The following is a 21387-nucleotide window of genomic DNA, read 5'->3' as shown; positions in this document are numbered from 1 at the left end:
TACAAAAAGAATATTCACTTGTGCACTACGAGGCCCAAATCCTATTTGAAGATACGGGTGAGATATACGAGGCTCTGAGGGTAGAGGCAGGAAGGGAGATACCACGAACTAAAGTTGAGATAAGGCGTAGGGAAAACGAGGTGGAACTTAGGATATTCGCAGATGATGCCCATGCTCTCAGGGCTGCGTTGAACTCCTACTTGAGATGGATTGGGCTCGCCAAGGATGTTATGGAGGTGATTGAGAATGGTGGAACTTAACCTGACTCCGCATCTGCAGCAGAAACTTGAGCAGGCTCAAAAACTGCAGGGTGAGTTGGAAGTGATAGTGGCCCAGAGGTACCAACTTGAGGTATCTCTAAAGGAGGTTGAAAAGAGTCTTGAGGAACTTGAAAAGGTTGAGGAGGGCACGCCCATATACAAGCATGTGGGCAGCATCCTCGTCCGTGCAAAGAGCAAGGAGGAAGTGAAAAAGGAACTTGAGGAGAAGAAGGAAATGCTTGAACTCAGAATCAAGGCCGTGCAGAGGCAGCAGGAACTGTTGCAGAAGAAGTACGAGGAGATACAGAGAGAATTTGCCGCGGCCTACGGGGGCGGAGCTGTATCAGGCTAATACTGATGCACAAAAATGCAGATCTTGACGCTCTCGCCTCTGCCTATTATCTGAGTGAAGTTTTTGGAGATAGCGTTATAGTGGCAGATGGCCTTGATAGGTTTGCCAAGAACGCAGTTAGAGTTCTTGGGATTCCCGTGAAGGATGAGGCGGATGGAGATTATGAGGAGATCATAACTGTGGATACTGCCAGCAGGGAGCAACTGGGAAAATTTGGGGATATGAGAATTGATGTTGTGTACGATCATCACGAAAGCAACAACATTGAGGCAAGGAGAAGATATGTGAAGGTTGAGTATCCATCCTGCGCAGAGATGGTTTACGATATGCACAGGGTCATGCCAAGCAGAAAGGCTGCAATGCTCCTCATTGCAGGAATTGTAAGTGACACCATCTGGTTCCGGCACGCAAATGCAAGAACCATGCAAATTGCAGGTGAATTGATGAGCGAGTACGGTATAGGTATGGAGGATATAAGGAATCTCGTTGAACTTCCAATTAATTTTGGTGAAAAAATCTCTGTTTTGAAGGGTTTTCAGCGTCTTATCTACAGAAGTGTGGGAGATAAAATTGCAATAGCCACCAGGGTAAGTGCCAATGAGAGCACCGTGGCAATGGCTCTTCTCGCGTATGCGGATGTTGTTCTCGTGGCATCATCCAGAAAAAACATGGTGCGAATAATTGGAAGAAGTAGGGAACTCAATCTTCTGGAAATCTTTGCTCAGATCTCCGAGGACTTCTCCTGCTCCTATGGAGGGCATAGAAAAGCCGCTGGAATGAGTTGCGTGGGAGATGCGGAGGCGATTTTAAACTCATCCTTGAAACTTGCCTCGGAACGCCTTAAAGGGTAATTTTAAATACATCCCACCCATATAGTATTGATGTTCAAGGGCAGAGATATTGTCTCGATAAAGGAGCTCTCCAGGGAGGATATGGAGATAATTTTTGAGGTTGCCAGAGAGATGGTGCCCATTGCGAGGGGTGAGAGGAACAGTGATCTTCTGCGGGGAAAAATTCTCGCCACTCTGTTCTTTGAGCCATCTACCCGAACAAGATTGTCCTTTGAATCGGCCATGCATCGGCTTGGAGGATCCGTCATAGGATTCAGCAACCCCTCTGCCACATCCATATCCAAGGGAGAGACCCTAGCGGATACTGTGCGGGTAATGGATTCCTACAGTGATGTTATTGTGATCAGGCATCCCTATGAGGGTTCGGCTAGGCTTGCAGCGGAATTTGCAGAGAATCCTGTTATAAATGCAGGTGATGGGGCCGGACAACATCCGACCCAGACGCTACTGGACCTTTTCACCATGTATCAGGAATTCGGAGATATAAAGGGATTAAAAATAGCACTGATAGGGGATTTGAAATACGGGAGAACCGTTCATTCCCTGGCATATGCGTTGAGCAAATTGGGTGCTGATATTTATCTTGTATCGCCGGAACTTCTGAAAATGCCTGGGTACATAATAAGGGAACTGCAAAGGAAACCTGTGGAGACGGACAAAATTGAGGATGTGATAGAGGAAATGGATGTGTTTTACGTCACCCGCATTCAGAAAGAGCGTTTCCCCGATCCCACGGAATACAAGAAGGTTGCAGGTTCCTATTCCATTACAGCAGAATTGCTTGAGAGCGCTAAAAAGGAATCAATAGTTATGCATCCACTTCCACGGGTCAACGAAATTGCTCTTGAGGTTGATTCCACTTCCCATGCCAGGTATTTCCAGCAGGCGTTCAATGGGGTACCCGTTAGAATGGCCTTACTTGCGCTTGTTCTGGGGGCGGTATGATGGAAGAGCAAACTCTGAAGGTTCAAAAAATAAAAAATGGGATAGTCATAGACCACATTCTCTGCGGTATGGCATTGAAGGTGCTGAAAATACTCAACATAAAGGGGGATATTGGTTCAACCGTGAGTATGGTAATGCACGTGAAGAGCAGAATGGGCTGTAAGGATGTTGTGAAAATTGAGGACAGGCTTCTGGATGAGAAGGAGATTGATAAGATTGCCCTCATAACCCCGACTGCCACTGTTAATGTTATTGAGAATTACAGGGTTGTGAAGAAGCACAAAGTGAAACTTCCCGATGAGATAAGGGGAATTGTGAAGTGCATGAATCCCCGGTGTATAACGAATCAAAACGAGCCCATAGTTTCAGAGTTCAAGGTTGTTTCAAAGGATCCAGTTATAATAAAGTGCAAGTACTGCGAGAGGGAAATGACCGTGGAGGATATAATTGAAAACATAATTTAGGGGAAAATTATGATATCCACTATTGACCCGTCCTCAAGTTTCAATTCCTCTCTTAAATTTTTATCTGAGATCACCTCTATTATATCGCTGTAGTGGCTCCTCTCAGGTATTATCACCGCGGCATCCTTGCCGTTTATGGTGCAGAGAAATGCCTTTACATTTCCAAATGTGCGCCCCTCAGATACAAAACCTTTTATGAGTATTCCTGGAATTGTATGGAGCATATCCACCTTCTCCATATCTCTGGCATAAACCCGAACATTGAGGGTTCCAGGATAGGGCTCAAAAAACAATTTTTCCTTTATTTGATTGAAATATCCATCCTTCATTATGTAGTACTTTCCTTCACCCAATCCACTTACAACCTCGCCAGTTATCTCTATGTTTTTGGCAATTTCGAAGAGCCGGCGGTAGTCCATTGCCTCCCTTTTCAGTAAGTCAATTCCCTTCTTGGTGAGTTTGATCCAGATTCTCTTTCCAAATTTTCTAACCTCCACGAGATCCTCATTTCTGAGTTCTCTGATTCTCCGAGACGCGCTTTGCTGGCTTATTCCAAGTATCTCTCCAAATTTCTTTGTGGATATCTCGATGAAATTCTCCATTGCACCCTCAAGAGCAAGATTTTTGAGTGCGTGTAGCAAGTTTGGGTTAATCATCCAGCATCACCAGGCGGTTTTGACTCACATACAGCACGGGTATTTTTTCTCTTCTCAATCTTCTGATCAATTCTTGATCGTTGGTGATAACGTGGGCATTCAATTTCTTTGCCGCTTCTATCACCCCCGAATCTCCCGGGGCTTGCACTTCCACTTCCCTGTACTTTTGGGCCAGTTGAAGTGCTGCTCTTGCCTCCCATCGTCTGCTTGACAGTTTCTTCAACTCTCCAAGAACGCAGGAGGGAACGTATATATCCGCATGGCCCAGATTCCTTTGTATCTCCATATCTATGTTAATGCGGTACTCAAATGGAGCCATCAGGGCATTTGTATCGAGCACCACTTTCATCAGGATGCTATCCTCCCGAATGCCACGTTCTTCTTAATCTTCTCAATTTTCACCTTTACCTTCTCTCCCTTTCTTGCCCCGGGAACATAAATTGTGTACTCTCCATATCTGGCTATTCCATCTCCATCCCTGCTCAGATCCGTTATTTCCAGATCGTAGATTTTTCCCTCTTCGAGTTTTGCTGTGGCCATCCTGACTGCAACCTTTCCATGTACGGGTCTCATGGCTCCGCAGGCCTTGCAAACGAGTATCTCTATGCGTCCCTCCTTTCTGAGTTCGGTATCTGGAGAGCCGCATTCGTAGCATATCACGTAGGTTTTTATGTAATTGTCAATCCTGTTCTGGATTAGAGAGTGGGAAACCCGGCCCTTTAGAACGAGCCTGTCACCCTGAATATTCCCGGCGGTACCCAGTTCCCTCATAAGGTACTTGTAAACATGCATAGGATCACGATCGATTTTTTTCACGATATCCATAAAATTCCTTATGATCGTGTTCTTTCCCTCGTAAATCACATCAACTTTTGGAACCTCAAACCTCTCGCGGGATGTGACATCCTCGGGAAGAGCCTCACGAACGCGATGAAGTAAGGATTCGTAATCGTACATATCTGTCATATTTTCACCTCACGGCCCCAATGAATTTTTATTTAAAAAACTTTTCATTTCTGCAGTTGTTTTTTTATCATTTTTTCCACGATCTCTATGAACTCGTCCTCCTTGCCCCGCGGTATGGTGGCTCCTGCGGCAATATTGTGTCCTCCACCGAATCCTCCTACTTGAGCGGAAGCCTCTCTCATTATGATTGAAAGATCAAGGCCCTTGTCCACTAGAACCCTCGGAGCCCTTGCGGAAACCTTTATGTTTCCATCATCGCTGTTGGCGAAGGCTATTATGGGTAGATCCCTGTTATCTTCCTCAGTGAGTAGCATGGAGGCCACAATGCCCACAATGTTTTCATTTATGTTTCCTCCAGCGTGGAAATACTGTAGATTTTCACGCTTTACAATTCCTATTTCTTTCACGAAGTTCACACCTTCAACAAGGTTTTTCCTGTGGTGATTTAGCATGCTTAGCGCTCTTTTGTAGTACTCATCCCTGTCTCCGAGGCATACCTTGTAGCCAATGAACGCCTTGTTGTACCTTCCGCAGGCATTTAGAAGGGTGGCAAATTCCTTTGCGTCTCTCAGAGGAGTGCCCCTCTCCTCCCTCACAAGCACGTACACCTCCCCTATGAGTCGCTCTGCCATCTCATGCCCGTAGCCCATCCTCAGAATGAGTTTCACAAGTTCTGAGAGTATGAGTCTCCTTTCCTCCATGCTCAGATCCACCCATCTCCTCCATTTTTCCCTCTTTAGTGGGATTCCCAGATTTTTCAGAAAGGATATGCATCTCCTTTCATCGCCCGTGAGCGTTGGTAACAGAGGGTCGGTGGAGTACTGAAGCATTTTGTGTATGGGTCTCGTTTCCCTGCCAAAAAATCTCGCATCCAGGAAATAATCCACATAACCATGCTCCTTTGCCTCCTTAAGTATGATCCTGTTTGTTCCCGTGAGGCGAAGGTTCTCACTATCCTGCATATCTCCAATGGCACCCACTATGGCGAGGGCGCTCAGATCCACATTTCTCCTGTCAAGTTCTCTTGCCACAAAATAAGTTGTTCCCGCGCCGCTAATGTCCACCGCTCCCTCCCTATTGAAGACGTGGGGATTGAGCTGCAGCACATCGTTTTTGGATAATTCTTCAAAGAAGGATGAGAGGTTTCTCCTTGCAGATTTTGGGATTATAACATTTAAACTGCTGGGAACATGGTGATCTGTGATAACTGCATTTAGCCCGTACATGAGGTGAACCATCCCGCTGCCCAGGTCTGTGAACCACACCAATGAGGGATTCTCATCCTTGAGTTCCTCAATTTTTTTCTCATCAAGTTGCTTCACAAAATCAACACGAAACTCCTTATTCAAACGCTCCAGGGCACGGGCTGCTATGCTGCCAGAGGTAATGCCGTCGGCATCAATGTGGCTCACAACAACTATGTTTTCTGCCTCTCTTATTTTATTCGCAATCTCTTTTGCTCTTTTCAAAAAAGCATCCACGGGGGTGGTATGGGCGCCTCATAAAAATTTTTTTCTATTCTATGCCCAGGGAGCGGAGTTTTTCCCTTGTGGGCACTCCGTTTTCCCAGCCCCTGAACTCGTAGTACTCCTGCAGCATGTTTTCAAAGATCTCCCTGCTTAACGCGTGTTTTCCCTTGAATATTTTTGGGGGTAGTGTGTCGTAACTTCCGTCAATGCCTGCACGAACGTTGAATATACGCTCAAGATTGTATATTCTCTCACCCACGCGAAGTATGTCCTCGCTTCTGTATTCTATCCCCGTTGCAGCGCTCAGAAGTTTCGCGTACTCGACCTCAGTCATCGCGAAGGATGTGAATTTACATAGCACCAGAGAGTCTATGGCTGCACTCAGGTTCTGGAATATAACAACCAGCCCCGCTTTTCCCTCCGGGTTTAGACGATGAATAAGTTTGGGCTTGCCTATAATCTCTGGAGCGACCATATAGGCACGAAGGTGGCATCCACCCCTGTTGCTGGTGGCATAGCTCAGCGCCTGACCGTAAAGACCGCGGGGATCGTAGCCTGGAAGTTCAAGACCCTTTATGTCCGTGCTCTTATCCTTTTCTCCATATTTTTGTGCAAGTATCCTCGACCCTTTGGAGAGTTCCTCGTCATCCACAATTTTTTCAATATTGTCCAGGAGATCCTTGCCTGTTATTTCCCTGTAGAGTGCGAGGGTTGCTCCGGCCGTTATGGTGTCCATTCCGTAATCGTTGCATTTTTTGTTTGCCTTTACGATTCTCTCATAATTCCCGTTCTCCAGGTTTGGTCCAAATGCCCAGATTGTCTCATATTCTGGCAGTTCCACACCGCTCTTTTTATCAAATTTCTTGCAGTTTATGGGACAGCCCCAGCATCCCCTGCTCCCAACATCGTAATTCTTTATGATTGAATCTCCCGATAACTCTGGAGCATCAAAATGCACATCGTTGAAGTTGTTGGTGGGCATAACGTCAAGGTAATTCACTATGTCGTAGAGCATTGCGGTGCCAAACACCCTGAGGCCCTTGTTTATGGGGGGAGATGCTTCAAGGAGCCTTACCATCTCCTTCATTGCAATTTTAAATGCCTCCACGTCCGCCACAGGAGGTTTTTTTGAGCCCTTAACGGTTATTGCCTTCAGATTTTTTGAGCCCATTATGGCTCCGAGTCCTCCACGGCCTGCGGTGTGGGTGTAATCGTTCATTATGCCCGCGTAAAGCACGCTCTTCTCTCCCGCTTTTCCTATGCAGGCCACGCTTCCCATACTTTCCAGGTTATTTGTGCATTCTTCCACATTCTTTCTCCATATGTGCGAAGCATCCTCTATGCCTATTTCATCATCCATTATCCTGATGTATACGGGCTTGTCTGCCTTTCCCTTCACAACGAGGGCATCGTAACCGGCATAATGCAGTTCCTTACCCCAAAATCCCCCTGAATTGGAATCTAAAATCGTGCCTGTTAGTGGGGATTTGGATACAACGCTGTGTCTACCAGACATGGGGGCAATTCCGGTTAGAGGTCCCACGGTGAAAACGAGGGGGTTGCTTTCGTCAAATGGCTCAATTTCTGGACTTGCCATATCGGTGTAGATTTTCACACCGAGCCCCCTGCCCCCCACGTAATTCTTCAGAATCTCAGGGTTTATACTTTTTTTCTCAATCTTCCCGCTGCTCAGATCCACCACAAGCATTCTGGACGTCCATGCGTGCATGGGTGGGTAATTTGTATGGGCATTAAAAACTTATCCCATTCTGGGGAAATGTTTTTATATTTTGCCCTGAAAAATTATAAGTACTAAGTGGTTCATATCAAGTTTATGGACGAGAAAAAGAAGATAATTGCATCTGCAGTTTTGACATCTCTCGGCATAGGTGCCTATTACCTCCTACGGGAGGATTTTATGGATTTAATTGAATCCACCATGGTTGAGGAGAGGAGGAATGAGCCGGAAAAGAGAGATTTCTGGGAGGGAATGACATGGGATAAGTTGCACACCCTCTTGGGCTCCAAATTGAGAAAAGATAACATAATGGAGGCATATTACCTTCTTGATGAAAAGGATAAGATGAAATGGCGCAGGGCGGTGTATAGGGGTGTTAACACTTCCCTGGACAGGGCTTTTGTGTATCTTGATGCTCGCATAATCTCCCAGGTTTACCCCACCCTCACGCAACTTAAGGACATTGTGGGCAAATACTCCCACAACAGGGCGAGTTTTGAAGATATGTATGCCGTTTATAGGGCCTCTCTGCATCAGATTTTTGGAATAGGATAAATTTTTATAGATGCTTCAACTCTTGCCAATGATGATTATTGTTCGCTATGGGGAGATAGGTCTCAAGGGAAGAAATCGAAAAAAATTTGAAGAATTGCTCGCCAGGAACATTGAGAGGAAGTTGAAGAGATACGGATACTCATCGCACACGAAAATTTTAAGGGGGCGCATCTTTGTATTTGCCCCCGATGAGGCGGCGGGTTTGATTGCAAAATGCCCCGGAGTTGTATCCGTGTCTCCTGCAAGGGAAGTTGAGGAGCATCTCCTTTTTGAGCACATAAAAAATGCTCTATCAGATTACGCTCCGAGGAGTTTTAGGGTGAGCACCCATAGGGTTGATAAGAATTATCCAAAAACTTCACAGGAGATAAACGAGGAGATAGGCAGGTTCATCGTGGAGGAATTTGGCTGGAAAGTGGACTTGAAAAATCCGGAATTAACCGTGGGTGTTGAGATCATAAAGGGCAAGTTTTACGTTTACCTCGATAGGATATCCGGTATTGGAGGTCTTCCCGTTGGCTCTGCAGGGAAATTGGTTTTGCTGATATCTCCCGGCATTGATTCTCCTGTTGCTGGGTATTTGATGATGAAAAGGGGTGCAAAAATTGTGGCATTGCACATGAAGCACAGAGATGAGGGCGTCAAGAAGGTTGAGAGGATTGTTGAGGTGCTCGACCAGTACTCTCCCCGTAGGATAGAACTTGTGGTGGAGGATCATTCTGTGATTTTGGAGGAAATGGCCCGTAAGTTGAGAGAGATCAATAGAGAGAGGTGGATATGCGTGTTTTGCAAGTACACCATGCTGAAAATTGCAAACGATGTGGCCCAAAGGCATGGGGCGCTCGGGATAATCACGGGCGACTCACTGGGCCAGGTCGCATCTCAAACTCTGGAAAACATGTACATTGAAACTCAGGCCACCAGTTATCCCATATACAGACCCCTGATCGGTATGGATAAAAATGAAATTGAAGGAATTGCGAGGGATATAGGTACATACGATGTATTTCTCTCAATGGGAGAGGAAAAATGCCCATTCAGACCTAGATTCGTGACTGTGCAGGGCAAGTATGAGGAGTTTGAAAGGATAAAAAACAAACTGGGAATCTAAATCCATGTGTCCACAAATCTGTATTTTTTTGGTATTTGATTTATCAATTTTCCCTTGTACAGCCCGCACCCCAGAATATCGTCGCCATGTTTTACAATCACGTATCCGTATTCCACGGAAAACTCTCTCTCAATGTTCTCTCCCTTCAGGAATTTCAACGCATCCTCTCTATTCAGTTCAACCACATTCTTTTTTGCAAATTTACCAACAATTCTTAGAAACGCCGTTGATGGTTTTGGCACAGATCCCAGTGTGAGGGCCTTTATGCCTATTATCTCAACATTATTTGCATTTAGCACCTCTCCTGTGAAGGCCCACACTCTCTTACCCCTGACCCAGAATGTGTACTTTTCCATAATTTCCTTTTTTATTTCGAATCTCTCAACGAAGTAATTTCTGTACTCATTCCCTTCTGAGAACTGCAATGAACATCCCTCCCGTATCAACAAGATGTGGATATATTCTTTTGTAGAATTCTGCATACTGGAACTCCTCTCCGTCCCACTCTTCCACGCCTGAGATGTGGGGGATGGGCACGGTGAAATGCACTGGCTTCAGATTTAATTTTCTTATCCCGTATTCTACCACGCTCTCATTTTCCTCCGGGGCAAATGTGCAGGTGGAATAAACGATGATCCCGTGATCCTTCAAATGCCTTGCTGCATTTTTCAGCATTCTTTTCTGCTGCTCTCCAAGGTACAGATGCTCTCTCTTTTTTGGATACCTGAAACCCCAGGGATTTTTTCTCACGGAACTCTCTCCGGAGCAGGGTGCGTCCAGGAGTATCTTTGAAAATTTAATCCCAAAATCTCCACTTCTCGCATCTAGGCGAGTCATTATTGTGTTTGTTATTCCCATCCTTTCCAAATTTCCACCAAGGGATTTGATTCGCGATAGACTGATATCATTTGCAACAATGGTACCCTCATTACCCATTATCTCTGCGATCATCGTTGTCTTGCTTCCAGGTGCCGCGGCCATGTCGAGTATTACATCCTCCTTTCTTGGATCAAGTGCAAAGACAGGAGCCATGGAGGAGAGGTCCTGAACATAATAGTAGCCAAGGGAGTGCTCTATTGTTGCCCCTGGATGCTTCACTGGTATGCTTATTATTCTGTAGGCGTTCAAATTTTCAAACCTTTCAAATCTCAACCCTTTTCTCTCCAGTCTTGCAATGAGTTCCTCTTCTCCAATTTTCAGTGTGTTTACCCTTATCCAGTAGGGCTGGGGCCGCGATATCATTTCTATAAATTTTTCAAAATTTGGAATTATGGTGGAGTACCTCTGGAAGTATTTTATTTTCTGCTCTTCCATGCCTCGACCACCGCCCTGTAAAGGCTCTCTGCATCTATGCCCAGGGTCTCACAGGATCTGAGCACCTTTTCTATTTTTCCCTTCGAATCCTCCAAGTTTGCTCCCTTCAATTCATTCTCGAGATCTTCAATTGCGCTCTCCGGGTATATGTAAAAATCACCTGTTATCCTTATGCTCTCTATTTTTTTGCCCCTGAATCTAACCCAGACCCTTATCAATTTTTCCGCTTTTATCGTGCTTTTACCTTCGGTAAGTCCACTCTCTCGTTGCATATTTTTTAACCTCCAGTTCTTCGGCTTTTTTGATAACATCCTTCGGAATGTTTTCCTCGTAAATTTTCATCCCCAGCGCTTTTTCAAATCCGTGCACCAGGACCTCTTGCAGTTCTTCAAACTCTATGTTCACTCCCTGATCTCTCAGGGATGTAACTCTCTCCCTGGCATTTTTTATCAACTTATCCCTTATCTTTTCGTTTGGGACTTTTAGGATTGAGAACATCTCTTCCAAATCTACATCGATCAAGATGGTTCCATGCTGCAAAAGGCCCCCATATTTCCTTGTCTGTGCATTTCCGGATATTTTTTTACCATTCACGCTTATGTCGTTTGTTCCGGAGTACTGGGCCTTGAGACCTAAACTCTTAAGCGCCTCGATTATGCCACCCTCTATGTTTTTATAAGATTCCAGTATGGGTCCTGGAGGAGGGGGAAGGGTTATGGAGTACGTGACCTCCCACTTGTGGTAAACCGCTCCACCCCCTGTTATTCTCCTCACAATATCCACGCCCAGCTCATTTGCCTTTTTTATGTTTATCTCCTCCTCCACACTCTGAAAATATCCAATGCTCACGGCAGGGGGGCTCCATCCGTACACCCTCAAGGTGGGTCCCACGTCCTTAAGGTGAAATAGTAGAGATTCATCCAGGGCCATGTTCCATGTGCCCCTCTCTTTTTTATCAAATATAACTCTCAAATCCATTCTTGCACCTCACATGTTCCTTGTGTATTCTATTATCCTCTCTATGCTCTCTTTGCTCAGCACGTGCTCTATAACGCAGGCATCCTTGTCCGCAATTTCCTCACTCACTCCTATGTGCATGAGCAGTTTTTTTATTGCCTCATGCCTCATCTCAAGGGATTTTGCGAGTTTCACTCCCTTTTCTGTGAGATCGATTCGCCTGTATTTTTCGTATATGACGTATCCTTCATCCGAGAGTTTCTGGAGCATCTCGGTAACGCTTGATGGTTTGACATTGAGAAGTTTTGCCAGGTCAACGGTTTTAACATAACCCTTCTCATTTTTCAGTTCGTAAATTCTCTCAATGTAGGTCTCCCTGATCTCCTGCATAGGTCTACAATTTTTTAAGGTATTTAAATGTTTATTGGATTAATTTTTCACATCTCAATGTAACTCACGGCCTCAACGTAGATATCGAGTAATTCTCTGTTCCTGTGTGTCACGTAGGCGTAAAATGGATATTCCTCCTCTCCAAACACTATTCTATCCTCACCGTTGCTGCTGATGAGAAATGTTGGTTGATCCTCGTACTCCTCCGGAGGAAACTCCTCCTCGGAAAGGCCCACTATCAAGTACCTGGATAGTGCGAGAAAGATGTAATTCTTGTACACGGTTATGTCCCTGCTTCCAATATCGAACTCTATATGCAGTGTACCCCTATGATACATATCTTCCCATTCATCAAGTTTTTGTGGAATGAGATCCAAGAATCTCTCTGTGAGTTCAACATCTCCATTTTCATTGGTGTGGGCAACGTCATCCAGGTACATGAGGTAGCCATCCTCAGAGGAAACTGTAAGATCATAGGTTCTGTCCATATCCTCGAATTCCAATACGTGGAATGTGAGTGAAACGATCCCATAATTTTTAATCTCATTTTCCACCTTTTCTATTTCCATATCCACGGTGTTTTCTATTGGGTAGGAGAGTAAGACCTCCCTTAAAAATCCGAAGAGATTCTCGCTGAGGTCATCACATTGCATAGTCCGGCACCTCCTCAACGGTCATGAAGAATTTTATGGCTTTCACCACCATTTTCTTATCCTTCTCGTCTGCAGATTCGTATATCTCAAATAGCCGATCTATCCTGCCTATGGTATCACCTCCCACTGCAGAAATTCTGCATTGGCATTTAATAATTTTTCCGAAATGTTCGGGTTTAAAAAGAGGCGCCGGGGGGGAGATTCGAACTCCCGCCCCCAATAGAGGGGACCAGCTCTCAAGGCTGGCGCCGTAGTCCACTTGGCTACCCCGGCCTGAGATGAGGAAAGAGCCGAGATATTTTAAGTTTTCTCGTATTTTTTATTTACAATTTCATAGATCTCCTCCGCCGTTTTTCTTCCTATGCCCTTGACCTTTATGAGATCTCCAACCTCTGCGTTTATCACATTTCTGACGCTTCCAAAATGCTCCAGGAGCCGCTGGGATAATTTTGCAGAGACGTTGGGTAGTGATTCTACAATGTATCTCTGTCTCTCCTCATCGCTCATAGGTCTCTTTTCCTTCCTCACGGCCACTTCTCTCTTTTCCGAGTATTCCCTTTTTACCAGAGAATCTATGAATTTTGCCGACTCCCTTGCATCCTTGGTGAATACCATGGGCACCTGGTAATCGGCTATTATGGATGCCAGAGCCCCGTATATGGAGTTCTCATGAAATCCCCGAATGAATAAACTCTCCCCCTCAATTATCAAAATGGGAATTTGATAGTTTCTCCTCATCTCCAAAATCTGCGAGAATAGGCGTCCATCTTTAAGAGACTCAAGAAAATCATCCACCCTCTTTCTCTCAACAACCATCCTATCCGAGATCAGGTAATCTCCTATTTCCAGTTGCTTTGGCACTATCCTGTATTTCTCCGAGAGGTATTTAACCACATCGCTTCTGAACTCACGGGTATCCACATAAAGTTCCGGTTTGTGCTCTTCAAAATCGAACAATCTCAGTTGCCCCTTCCTCTCCTTTTTTTCCTCAAATATTTCTCTTTTCTTGATATCCTTCATTTTTTCACTCAGCAGGGATCTGAGCCACAGAAGTTCGTTTTTCATTTTCTTTTCCTTGTTTCTGGAGGACCAGAGATAGGCAACGTCTCTTGTTCCCTTGATTGTGAGTATTATCACCTTTCCCAATCTCGTCCTTCCAGTTCTTCCACGGCGCTGTATGGTGCGTATCTCTGATGGCACCGGCTCGTAGAATATAACCATATCTGTGGCAGGTATGTCAAGTCCCTCCTCAGCCACACTGGTTGCCACGAGAACGTTGTATTCACCTCTCTTGAATCTTTCCACTATTTCAACCTGCTCCCTCTGTTTCAGCCCCCTATCCTCACCCTTTGATGCCTGTCCAACGAATCGAATTGCCCTGACGTTGGGCACTTCGTTCAGAGAATCTGTCACGATCTGTGCGGTCTCCCTGAAGTGTGTGAATACGATGATCCTTATATCAGGATTTGCAGCGATTTCCTTTCTCACTATGGTTTTCAGCGCATTGAGTTTCGGGTTATCTATTTTATCCATTCTTTCGGATATTTCCCGAGCCATCCTTACGATCTCTATGAATCGCTCGTCTCTCACAAGCGTTCTTGCTGCCTTGCTGCCACCCTTTGAGTTTCCCTCCTCTATGATCCTCATGAGGTAATTGTAACAGGACTCAAAACCCTGGGTTTCCAGATACTCAAGAGCATAGTCTATTTTTATGGCCATGGTTATTAGCATTGCTGCCTGATAGAATTCGGTCTTTCCCTCCCTTATCTCCTGCTGGGCTATTTTTTGTGCTCTTAGAACATCACTTCTTGTGGGTTTTCTCACCGTCACAAACAGTCCAAATTTTCTCAGTTCTGTTATTATTGAGTTGTACAGTTCCTTCAATTTTGTGTAAAGTTCCTTTATTTCGGAGGGCATTGGCAGTTCTACCCACCTTATCTGAAATCCCTTAACGTATTTCCTAACATCTGGATCGTCCTCAGTGCGTATTTCAACGTTTTCAACACCGAGATTCTCTATGATTTCCGTTATCTTTTCCTCATCTCCACCCGGGGAGGCGGTTATTCCGAGTATGAGATGGTCCGTTCTTGACTCCCTGTACTTCTTCGCGATGTAAACATAGGCGTAATTTCCAACAGCACGATGTGCCTCATCAAAGATGATAAGTGAGAAATCTCTGAGATTCACATCCCCGGAGATGACATCGTTCTGTATTACCTGTGGTGTTGCGATTACAATATCAGCTTCCTTTATCATACCTTTTCTCTTGCTTTTCCCAACCTCCCCGGTTAATACTGCCACCCTCTCTATCCTTGTGAGGTTTTTTATTGTTCTAGCATGCTGCTCTACAAGTGGCTTTGTTGGAGCCAGAAAAAGGATCTTCCCTCCCTTTTTGTTTAGAACCTCTGCAAGCACAAGAATGGCAATAATCGTTTTTCCCAGGCCCGTGGGAAGAACCACAAGGGTGTTTCCTTTAAGGGCGCTTTGGGCTATCTTCACCTGATACTCCCTTTCTTCGATTGCATTCTCCTTGAGAAGCGGATTGGACAGAAGCACGGAGCATGTATTGGAAAAAGAGATTTAAAATTTCCCCGTGTTTTATGTCCCTTTTCTTTTTCTTATGTGCGCGGCCAGCAGTATGAGCAGGGGCAGTATTATGAAGGACATCATGTCTCCCGTATCACCTGCAAATGCAAGCACATCGGCAAAATTTCTTATGCCTGCCAGGTAAATCAGGAGTGGGGGTATTGTTGTTATGGCCCATGCCAGAGGTGTTTTCATCTTCAGAAATTCCTTCGTATTGCTCTGATTTGCCAAACCCACTCCGATGTAACTTGTTGTTATGGCCAGAAGCGGTATGATGTTTCCCAGCACACCTCCCGCGTACCCGTAGATCTTTGAGAGACCCTGAGTTGCTATCTGGGGAGTGCTCTTTCCGAAAACGAGGAGAAACACGGCCATAAACACGCCGTAAATTAGGGTGGGTATTAAGAATGCCAGTATCACAACTCTCCTGGTTTTTTCATAACTTCCAAGTCCCCTGTACACATCCGGAATAACAGTATGGCATCCAAGGGAGAATATGGCCACTCCGGTAATGGTGAAAAGACCTCCCAGATTGGTGTATATCCCATTCTTCAGATTTGCATGGGGTATGAGGATCACAACCACGCCAATAAAAAGTATGAGCATTAGGTAACTCATTATCAATTCGGTTTTTCCACTTGCCTCCAGGCCCTTGTATATCACTAAAGATGCAAGGATCCAGAATATCAGACCACCGATGGTATCGTTGATGTTGAATAGGCTTGATATCACATTGTCCATACCTGCCACATAGGCTAACAGGGCCCCAAAACTCATTATGAAAATACTTATGTACATTACCCATCCACCAGCGCGACCGAGCATCCTGTTTGCAATTGTGCTCATCTGTGCTCCGTTCATATCCACACTGAATTTCAGAATTATGAGTCCCGTGAAGAGAAGCAAGAACATAACTCCCAGAAGCACCACGCTGGCCATTACGAGTCCGACCTGGGCAGCCGCATAGGGCAGTCCAAGCACGCCCGCGCCGATCTGCGTGCCTATCAGGATTGCCAGTCCCTCACCTGGAGTTATTTGCTCCTTTCTTACCCTTATGGTTGAAGTTCTCAGGGTCACTATTTTCCTCTTTTTTCTAAGTATGTGCATCAAATTCTTCTTTCTCTTTCTACGGCGACGTTTCAGAAGGATTCTCGTGGTGTTTGGGTCTGAGGGACTCATATTTAATCCTCTTCATCCGATTCTATAACAATGGCAGTTGTTGTATCTATCACACCCTCTATCTTGTAAATCTTTGATACGATGTCCCTTGTTAATTTTTTCAGGTTCTTTGCCTCAACGCGAAGTATCGCGTCGTATGGGCCGGTCACGCCGTTTGCCTCCTTTACCTCGGGCACTTTTTTCTTTATCTCCTTGAGTACCTTCCCGATCTTGTCCACCTCAAGGGTTAATAGTATATAGGCCTCTATCATATCCATCACCTATGGGGATATGGACGATCGTGGATTTAATTCTTATGAGTAACCTTAAATTCAATGTTTCAATTTTGGAATTATGATAATCGCTGAGGTGACGATAACTCCCCTGGGAGTGGGTACCAGTGTGTCAAAATACGTCAGGGCTGCCTTTGAGGCAATGAGGAGCACTGGATTGAAGATAGAGTTAACACCCATGAGCACCGTCTTGGAGGCAAACACTCTGGACGAGATTTTTGAGGCGGTCAAAAGGGGAGAGGAAGCCATGATAAATGAGGGTGCCCTTCGTGTTGTCATAGATATAAAGATAGATCATCGCCTGGACAAGGATGCAACGATGGAGAGCAAGAAGAGAGCGGTGCTGGGATAGATTTAATTACCTTGACGCGATTCAAGTTATATGGAAAGGAGAAAAGCCCTTCTCATAATTCTTGATGGTCTCGGAGATCGTGCCATAAAGGAATTGGGGTACAAGACACCCCTGCAATTCGCGGAGACACCCCATCTTGACAAGATCGCGAGGATGAGTGTTGTTGGGCTCATGGACCCCATCGCTCCGGGCATAAGGGCTGGGAGCGATACCTCGCATCTGAACCTGTTGGGTTACGATCCCTACGAGGTTTACACGGGCCGTGGTCCCTTTGAGGCTGCAGGTCTGGATATGGAGGTCAGGCCAGGAGATGTCGCATTTCGCTGCAACTTTGCAACTGTGGATGATGAACTCATTGTTAGGGACAGGCGTGCTGGCAGGATAAAAGAAGGTACGCACGAACTTGCCAATGCACTAAACGGGATGAAGATTGAGGATGTTGAATTCTTCGTCAAGGAAGGGGTTGAGCATCGTGCCGCCCTGATCATGCGTGGCCCTGGATTGAGCTCCCATGTGAGTGATGTGGACCCCCATGAGGTCGGGAAGAAAATTCATAGGGCTAATGCACTCACTCCAGAGGCGGAGAAAACCGCGAGGTTGCTCAACGAGTTCGTTATGCGTGCCCATAAAATCCTGAAGGAGCATCCCGTGAATAGGGAGAGGGAGAAGAAGGGGTTAAAACCGGCAAATATTCTCTTACCCCGTGGAGCAGGTATGGCACCTCACCTTGAAAATTTTCAGGATAAATGGGGAATGTGGGGTGCCTGTGTGGTTGGCACGCCCTTGATACGGGGCATATGCAAGATTGCCGGAATCGATCCCATAGATTCTCCGAAATTCACAGGTTCCTACGATACTGATATGAAGGGAAAGATAAGGTATGCGGTTGAGGCTTTGGAGAAAAGGGGGTACGATTTCGTGCTCGTCAACATAAAGGCACCGGACATAGCGGGACACGATATGGAGCCAAGGAAGAAGGTTGAGGTGATAGAGCGCATTGATGAGGCCATGGAGTATCTGCTCAACATACTTCCGGAGGATATAGTGGTTGTGATAACGGCTGATCACAGCACACCGTGCAGTGTGGGAGATCACAGTGGAGATCCCGTACCCATAATGCTCTACGCCCCTGATTCAAGGGCTGAGGGCACAGCATTCAACGAGGTTGATTGTGCAAGGGGCTCTCTGCGCATAAGGGGCTCTGATCTTATGAGAATAATACTCAACATAACAAACAGGGCAGAGAAGTTCGGAGCGTGAATGAAAGTGCATACGAATGCCAGGATGGTTAAGGGTATTCGCCCTTGGAAGGTCATTTACTGGATAGGTGTTGTCATCATGGGATTCGGGTTTATGCTTATGCTCTACGAATCTCCACTCAAATGGTGGCTGGGATACGTTGTAATTGGGATGGTTCTTGTGATACTCTCCCTGATTCAGATCGATAAAAGGATAAAATCTGCGAAACAATGAGGATCAACGCCCTCGAAGTTTACTCATTTTTTCTATTTTTCTCTCAATCATCTCCCTCTTTGCGATGTCGTGCCTTGCATAGATCCTGCCAGATATGTGTTTGAGAGCCCTTTCGGCTATGTCCTCTGCCTCATACAGATCCTTTCCAATGCCCACGACCGCCAGGGAGCGTGAGGTTGTTGTGTAAATCCTTCCAGATTTCTCATCAACCGAAGCGTAATATAGCAGGGCCCCCTCTTTTTCAACCCTCTCCTCGTTCACCTTGATCTCCACACCCCTCACTACATTTGAAGTTCCATATCCCTCTGGCACAACATACTTCACAACGGTGGCCTTGCTCTCAAACTCTATCTTTTCGTTCAATCTTCTCTCAATGATGCTCCAAGATATGTCCACCAGATTGCTCTTTAAAATAGAAAGTACATTCATCGCCTCAGGATCGCCAAAGCGGCAGTTTATCTCTATGACCTTCGGCCCCTCAGCGGTGAGCATAAATTGGCCGTAGAGCACGCCTTTATATTCTCGTCCCTCCCGTCGCATAGCCGCTATGATGTCCTCGAGAATATTCATTGCTCTTGCATAGTCCTTATCGTCCATGAACGGAAGGAGGTGGTTCTCCATGCTGTAAGACCCCATACCCCCTGTATTTGGACCCTTATCTCCCTCGTAGGCCCTCTTGAAATCCTGCACCAGGGGCATGCCCTTCGCATTTCTGCCATCTGTAAAAACCTGAAGGGTGAACTCCTCGCCCACAAGTTTTTCCTCTATTATCACCTTTCTCTCTCCACCTATGCCCTCCTCAAGCACTCTTTTCGCGTACTCAATGCCCTCCTCCTTCGTTTTGAAATGATCGCCCATCACCCAGACACCTTTCCCGCCGGTCACGCCCACGGGCTTCACCACGAAGGGTTTATCGTAATCCTTCAGGAATTCCTCCACCCTTCTGGGCTCAGTGAAAACGAAGTAATCCACGATTCCATCAATTCCGTGCCTTTTCATAAGATCACGCATGAATTCCTTGGAACCCTCTATTATGGCCGCATTCTTTTTTGGACCGACTACGGGTATGCCGTGCTCTTCCAGCATATCCGCCATACCCCTTATCAACGGTTCCTCTGGCCCTATGAATGCTAAATCAACCTTCCTGAACTTGACCCAGTCAAGGTTCTCAACGAAACTCACGGAGTTGTGATCGCCTATCACATAATCCTTGGCAATTCTGGCAATTCCAGGGTTTTTGTGCCTCATCACCGCGTATATCTTTGCTCCTCCCCTTGCAAGCGCTCTGGCTATGGCGTGCTCCCTCCCTCCAGAACCTATCAGAAGGACCTTATTCATCACTCTCACCTCCCATCTTCTCCTCAAAGAATTTCTTTATGTCCTGGGGCCTGGAGGCATCTATACCAAAATATTCGTTGAAGCGTTTCGTGGTGCGAAGAACAATGGTTCTGCCGGTTCTCTTTCCATACACAAACCCTCTTTTTTTCAACTCATCAATGTGGGCATACACCTTTGTACCAATTATCTCGCGAAGTTTGCTCTGTGTTATGGGTTGATAGTAGGCGATTATTGCCAGGGTTTTGAGAACGTCATCGCGCATCTCCTTTTTACCCATGGCGTAGCCATACTCCACATACCCGCTTCTCAATTGCATAACGTACTTATTTCCGATTCTGGCTATCTCTATGGCTCCACCCCTTTCCTCATAGTCCTTTCTCAATCTTTTCATCGCCTTGCTGACTTCTCCACTGCTCAAATTGGCAACCTTTGCTATCTCACCGACTCTCAGAGGTCTGTCAGAAGAAAAAAGAATGGCTTCAACGATCTTCATGGTTTCATCCATATGTGTGTATAATCGGGCAGATTAAAATACTTTGCGCAGGAAAAATAAATTAGGAGCATTGCAATTATATCCCCCATGAACTGTTACGCCATAAAGGCCCAGATCCCGAAGAACGCAAATTCATATTTCAATTATTTCAAGAGCGCCGTGCTCAGAAAATGCGAGGAGATGATGGCGGAATGCGTTATTGAAATTATTGATGGGCGCATAATTCTCTTCACCACCGCTTCACCCGATATTTTGCTCAACGGAGTCAAGGGAGTAAAGGCGCATTATCCTGTAAGGATCTTTGAGGATTTTGATGCCTTAATCCGAGAGATTGCTGTGAGATTGGATGATTGTGAGAGTTTTGCAATTCGCTCAAATAGGAAGGTTGTGGAGCAGGAAATAGGGGCAAGAATTGTGGAGTTGAAGAAGATGAAGGTGGATCTTGAGGCTCCTGAATGCGAGATCGTTGTGGAGAAGCGTGGAAGGTTTTATCTTCTATTTCTTTAAATTCTAATGTTTCACAGGAAAAACTTCGGAGAACTCTATAAATATTGGCAGGATAATTGGTTGTTGGTGAGTATGATGGAGAACGATATGGATGTGAAAAAACTGCCCGGATACAGGGAGGTAATACCCGAGGGGTACAGGCGTGTTGTATACCTGAGCTGGGAGGAGTGGGAACCCACATTTTGGATGAGGCCAGAGGGTTGCTCTCTGCACCTAAATGAGGATGATGCCAGGAAATTTGTGGATGATTTTGCGGATAGATGGATTTATCCTGTGGGGGATCCTGTACCCGTGTATGTAAGCCCCGATCTCTATGAAAAAATAAAAGAAAGATCCGATGAATATTCGGGAATGCTCATTTCTCGCCCCAAGGAGGTGGATCTCATAAGGGAAGGAAAGTTGATATTCACGGAGAGGAGAAGTGGATGGGTGATAAGGGACATTGGTGGCATGGAATATAAATGAATGCTCTCCACCTTTTTATTTTTCATAGAAAGTTTTATCTT

At 45.6% G+C, this 21387-nt stretch carries 29 protein-coding genes and 1 tRNA gene; 12 read left to right on the top strand and 18 right to left on the bottom strand.

Annotation, left to right across the window (positions count from 1 at the left end; all coding sequences use genetic code 11):
- Positions 1-20: 20 nt before the first annotated feature.
- The 5 genes from AC0S1O_RS06550 to pyrI are packed head-to-tail and all read left to right on the top strand — an operon-like array spanning position 21 to position 2872.
- Positions 21-260 (top strand): KEOPS complex subunit Pcc1, encoded by a 240-nt coding sequence (locus tag AC0S1O_RS06550; protein WP_475393519.1) that lies wholly within the window; start codon positions 21-23, stop codon positions 258-260.
- Positions 247-612: a prefoldin subunit beta gene (locus AC0S1O_RS06545; RefSeq protein WP_475393518.1), complete on the top strand. Its 366-nt coding sequence runs from the start codon at positions 247-249 to the stop codon at positions 610-612. Before AC0S1O_RS06550 ends, AC0S1O_RS06545 begins: the two co-directional genes overlap by 14 nt.
- Before the next feature lie 5 nt (positions 613-617).
- Positions 618-1463, top strand: a complete 846-nt coding sequence (locus tag AC0S1O_RS06540) for a DHH family phosphoesterase (RefSeq protein WP_475393517.1) — start codon at positions 618-620, stop codon at positions 1461-1463.
- A gap of 30 nt (positions 1464-1493) precedes the next feature.
- Positions 1494-2408 carry an aspartate carbamoyltransferase gene (gene pyrB, locus AC0S1O_RS06535; RefSeq protein ID WP_475393516.1) on the top strand — a complete coding sequence of 305 codons (915 nt, stop codon included), beginning with the start codon at positions 1494-1496 and terminating at the stop codon, positions 2406-2408.
- Positions 2408-2872 (top strand): aspartate carbamoyltransferase regulatory subunit, encoded by a 465-nt coding sequence (pyrI, locus tag AC0S1O_RS06530; protein WP_475393515.1) that lies wholly within the window; start codon positions 2408-2410, stop codon positions 2870-2872. Before pyrB ends, pyrI begins: the two co-directional genes overlap by 1 nt.
- Here the strand turns inward: pyrI and AC0S1O_RS06525 are convergent.
- From AC0S1O_RS06525 to AC0S1O_RS06505, 5 genes are read right to left on the bottom strand one after another with little or no spacing between them, the layout of a single operon-like run.
- Positions 2869-3528, bottom strand: a complete 660-nt coding sequence (locus tag AC0S1O_RS06525; RefSeq protein ID WP_475393514.1) for a DUF120 domain-containing protein — start codon at positions 3526-3528, stop codon at positions 2869-2871. The genes pyrI and AC0S1O_RS06525 overlap by 4 nt on opposite strands.
- On the bottom strand, positions 3521-3877 hold the full coding sequence (locus AC0S1O_RS06520) for a type II toxin-antitoxin system VapC family toxin (RefSeq protein WP_475393513.1): 357 nt from the start codon (positions 3875-3877) through the stop codon (positions 3521-3523). The genes AC0S1O_RS06525 and AC0S1O_RS06520 overlap by 8 nt, the downstream gene beginning before the upstream one ends.
- Positions 3877-4494, bottom strand: coding sequence for a translation initiation factor IF-2 subunit beta (locus AC0S1O_RS06515; RefSeq protein ID WP_475393512.1), 618 nt, complete (start codon positions 4492-4494; stop codon positions 3877-3879). The genes AC0S1O_RS06520 and AC0S1O_RS06515 overlap by 1 nt, the downstream gene beginning before the upstream one ends.
- A 44-nt stretch (positions 4495-4538) precedes the next feature.
- Positions 4539-5975 (bottom strand): RecJ family nuclease, encoded by a 1437-nt coding sequence (gene recJ / locus AC0S1O_RS06510; protein ID WP_475393511.1) that lies wholly within the window; start codon positions 5973-5975, stop codon positions 4539-4541.
- 34 nt (positions 5976-6009) lie between these two features.
- Positions 6010-7692: an aldehyde ferredoxin oxidoreductase family protein gene (locus tag AC0S1O_RS06505; RefSeq protein WP_475393510.1), complete on the bottom strand. Its 1683-nt coding sequence runs from the start codon at positions 7690-7692 to the stop codon at positions 6010-6012.
- A 105-nt stretch (positions 7693-7797) separates the two neighbouring features.
- On the opposite strand from AC0S1O_RS06505, the gene AC0S1O_RS06500 reads away from it, so the two are divergent.
- Positions 7798-8256 carry a hypothetical protein gene (locus tag AC0S1O_RS06500; RefSeq protein WP_475393509.1) on the top strand — a complete coding sequence of 153 codons (459 nt, stop codon included), beginning with the start codon at positions 7798-7800 and terminating at the stop codon, positions 8254-8256.
- A gap of 31 nt (positions 8257-8287) precedes the next feature.
- Positions 8288-9367: a tRNA uracil 4-sulfurtransferase ThiI gene (gene thiI, locus AC0S1O_RS06495; protein ID WP_475393508.1), complete on the top strand. Its 1080-nt coding sequence runs from the start codon at positions 8288-8290 to the stop codon at positions 9365-9367.
- Here thiI and AC0S1O_RS06490 read toward each other — a convergent pair.
- From AC0S1O_RS06490 to AC0S1O_RS06440, 11 genes are all read right to left on the bottom strand, one after another.
- Positions 9364-9792, bottom strand: coding sequence for a DUF7122 family protein (locus AC0S1O_RS06490; protein WP_475393507.1), 429 nt, complete (start codon positions 9790-9792; stop codon positions 9364-9366). The genes thiI and AC0S1O_RS06490 overlap by 4 nt on opposite strands.
- Positions 9770-10681 carry an NOL1/NOP2/sun family putative RNA methylase gene (locus AC0S1O_RS06485; protein ID WP_475393506.1) on the bottom strand — a complete coding sequence of 304 codons (912 nt, stop codon included), beginning with the start codon at positions 10679-10681 and terminating at the stop codon, positions 9770-9772. The genes AC0S1O_RS06490 and AC0S1O_RS06485 overlap by 23 nt, the downstream gene beginning before the upstream one ends.
- The gene (locus tag AC0S1O_RS06480; protein ID WP_475393505.1) at positions 10663-10953 is read right to left on the bottom strand and encodes a hypothetical protein; all 291 of its coding nucleotides are present in this window, start codon (positions 10951-10953) and stop codon (positions 10663-10665) included. Before AC0S1O_RS06480 ends, AC0S1O_RS06485 begins: the two co-directional genes overlap by 19 nt.
- Positions 10922-11659: a lipoate--protein ligase family protein gene (locus tag AC0S1O_RS06475; RefSeq protein WP_475393504.1), complete on the bottom strand. Its 738-nt coding sequence runs from the start codon at positions 11657-11659 to the stop codon at positions 10922-10924. Before AC0S1O_RS06475 ends, AC0S1O_RS06480 begins: the two co-directional genes overlap by 32 nt.
- Positions 11660-11668: 9 nt before the next feature.
- The gene (locus AC0S1O_RS06470) at positions 11669-12028 is read right to left on the bottom strand and encodes a metal-dependent transcriptional regulator (protein ID WP_475393503.1); all 360 of its coding nucleotides are present in this window, start codon (positions 12026-12028) and stop codon (positions 11669-11671) included.
- A gap of 47 nt (positions 12029-12075) precedes the next feature.
- Complete coding sequence (locus AC0S1O_RS06465) at positions 12076-12681, bottom strand: hypothetical protein (protein WP_475393502.1); 606 nt, start codon at positions 12679-12681, stop codon at positions 12076-12078.
- Entirely contained in the window at positions 12671-12808 is a 138-nt protein-coding gene (locus AC0S1O_RS06460; RefSeq protein WP_475393501.1) for a hypothetical protein, read from the bottom strand. Before AC0S1O_RS06460 ends, AC0S1O_RS06465 begins: the two co-directional genes overlap by 11 nt.
- Before the next feature lie 60 nt (positions 12809-12868).
- Positions 12869-12954, bottom strand: a tRNA-Ser gene (locus AC0S1O_RS06455).
- A 27-nt stretch (positions 12955-12981) separates the two neighbouring features.
- A complete protein-coding gene (locus AC0S1O_RS06450) occupies positions 12982-15237 on the bottom strand; it encodes a DEAD/DEAH box helicase (protein ID WP_475393500.1) in 2256 nt (751 codons plus the stop codon).
- A gap of 42 nt (positions 15238-15279) precedes the next feature.
- A complete protein-coding gene (locus tag AC0S1O_RS06445) occupies positions 15280-16446 on the bottom strand; it encodes an aromatic amino acid transport family protein (RefSeq protein ID WP_475393499.1) in 1167 nt (388 codons plus the stop codon).
- Between the two features lie 2 nt (positions 16447-16448).
- Entirely contained in the window at positions 16449-16697 is a 249-nt protein-coding gene (locus AC0S1O_RS06440) for an Lrp/AsnC ligand binding domain-containing protein (protein WP_475394483.1), read from the bottom strand.
- A gap of 82 nt (positions 16698-16779) precedes the next feature.
- On the opposite strand from AC0S1O_RS06440, the gene AC0S1O_RS06435 reads away from it, so the two are divergent.
- The 3 genes from AC0S1O_RS06435 to AC0S1O_RS06425 are packed head-to-tail and all read left to right on the top strand — an operon-like array spanning position 16780 to position 18543.
- The gene (locus AC0S1O_RS06435; RefSeq protein ID WP_475393498.1) at positions 16780-17070 is read left to right on the top strand and encodes an MTH1187 family thiamine-binding protein; all 291 of its coding nucleotides are present in this window, start codon (positions 16780-16782) and stop codon (positions 17068-17070) included.
- Positions 17071-17100: 30 nt separating this feature from the next.
- Positions 17101-18330 (top strand): 2,3-bisphosphoglycerate-independent phosphoglycerate mutase, encoded by a 1230-nt coding sequence (locus tag AC0S1O_RS06430; protein WP_475393497.1) that lies wholly within the window; start codon positions 17101-17103, stop codon positions 18328-18330.
- Positions 18331-18543: a hypothetical protein gene (locus AC0S1O_RS06425; protein ID WP_475393496.1), complete on the top strand. Its 213-nt coding sequence runs from the start codon at positions 18331-18333 to the stop codon at positions 18541-18543.
- Positions 18544-18546: 3 nt separating this feature from the next.
- On the opposite strand, the gene purD is transcribed toward AC0S1O_RS06425, so the two are convergent.
- Positions 18547-19881: a phosphoribosylamine--glycine ligase gene (purD, locus tag AC0S1O_RS06420; protein ID WP_475393495.1), complete on the bottom strand. Its 1335-nt coding sequence runs from the start codon at positions 19879-19881 to the stop codon at positions 18547-18549.
- Positions 19874-20386, bottom strand: coding sequence for an SMC-Scp complex subunit ScpB (scpB, locus tag AC0S1O_RS06415; protein ID WP_475393494.1), 513 nt, complete (start codon positions 20384-20386; stop codon positions 19874-19876). The genes purD and scpB overlap by 8 nt, the downstream gene beginning before the upstream one ends.
- Before the next feature lie 75 nt (positions 20387-20461).
- On the opposite strand from scpB, the gene AC0S1O_RS06410 reads away from it, so the two are divergent.
- Both AC0S1O_RS06410 and AC0S1O_RS06405 read left to right on the top strand, forming a co-directional pair.
- Positions 20462-20881, top strand: coding sequence for a THUMP domain-containing protein (locus AC0S1O_RS06410; protein ID WP_475393493.1), 420 nt, complete (start codon positions 20462-20464; stop codon positions 20879-20881).
- A 66-nt stretch (positions 20882-20947) separates the two neighbouring features.
- Positions 20948-21346, top strand: a complete 399-nt coding sequence (locus AC0S1O_RS06405) for a hypothetical protein (protein ID WP_475393492.1) — start codon at positions 20948-20950, stop codon at positions 21344-21346.
- Positions 21347-21387: the final 41 nt, after the last annotated feature.

This window comes from Candidatus Aciduliprofundum sp. HYA1 (assembly GCF_056175085.1).
This window is presented reverse-complemented; position numbering and strand designations above follow the sequence as displayed.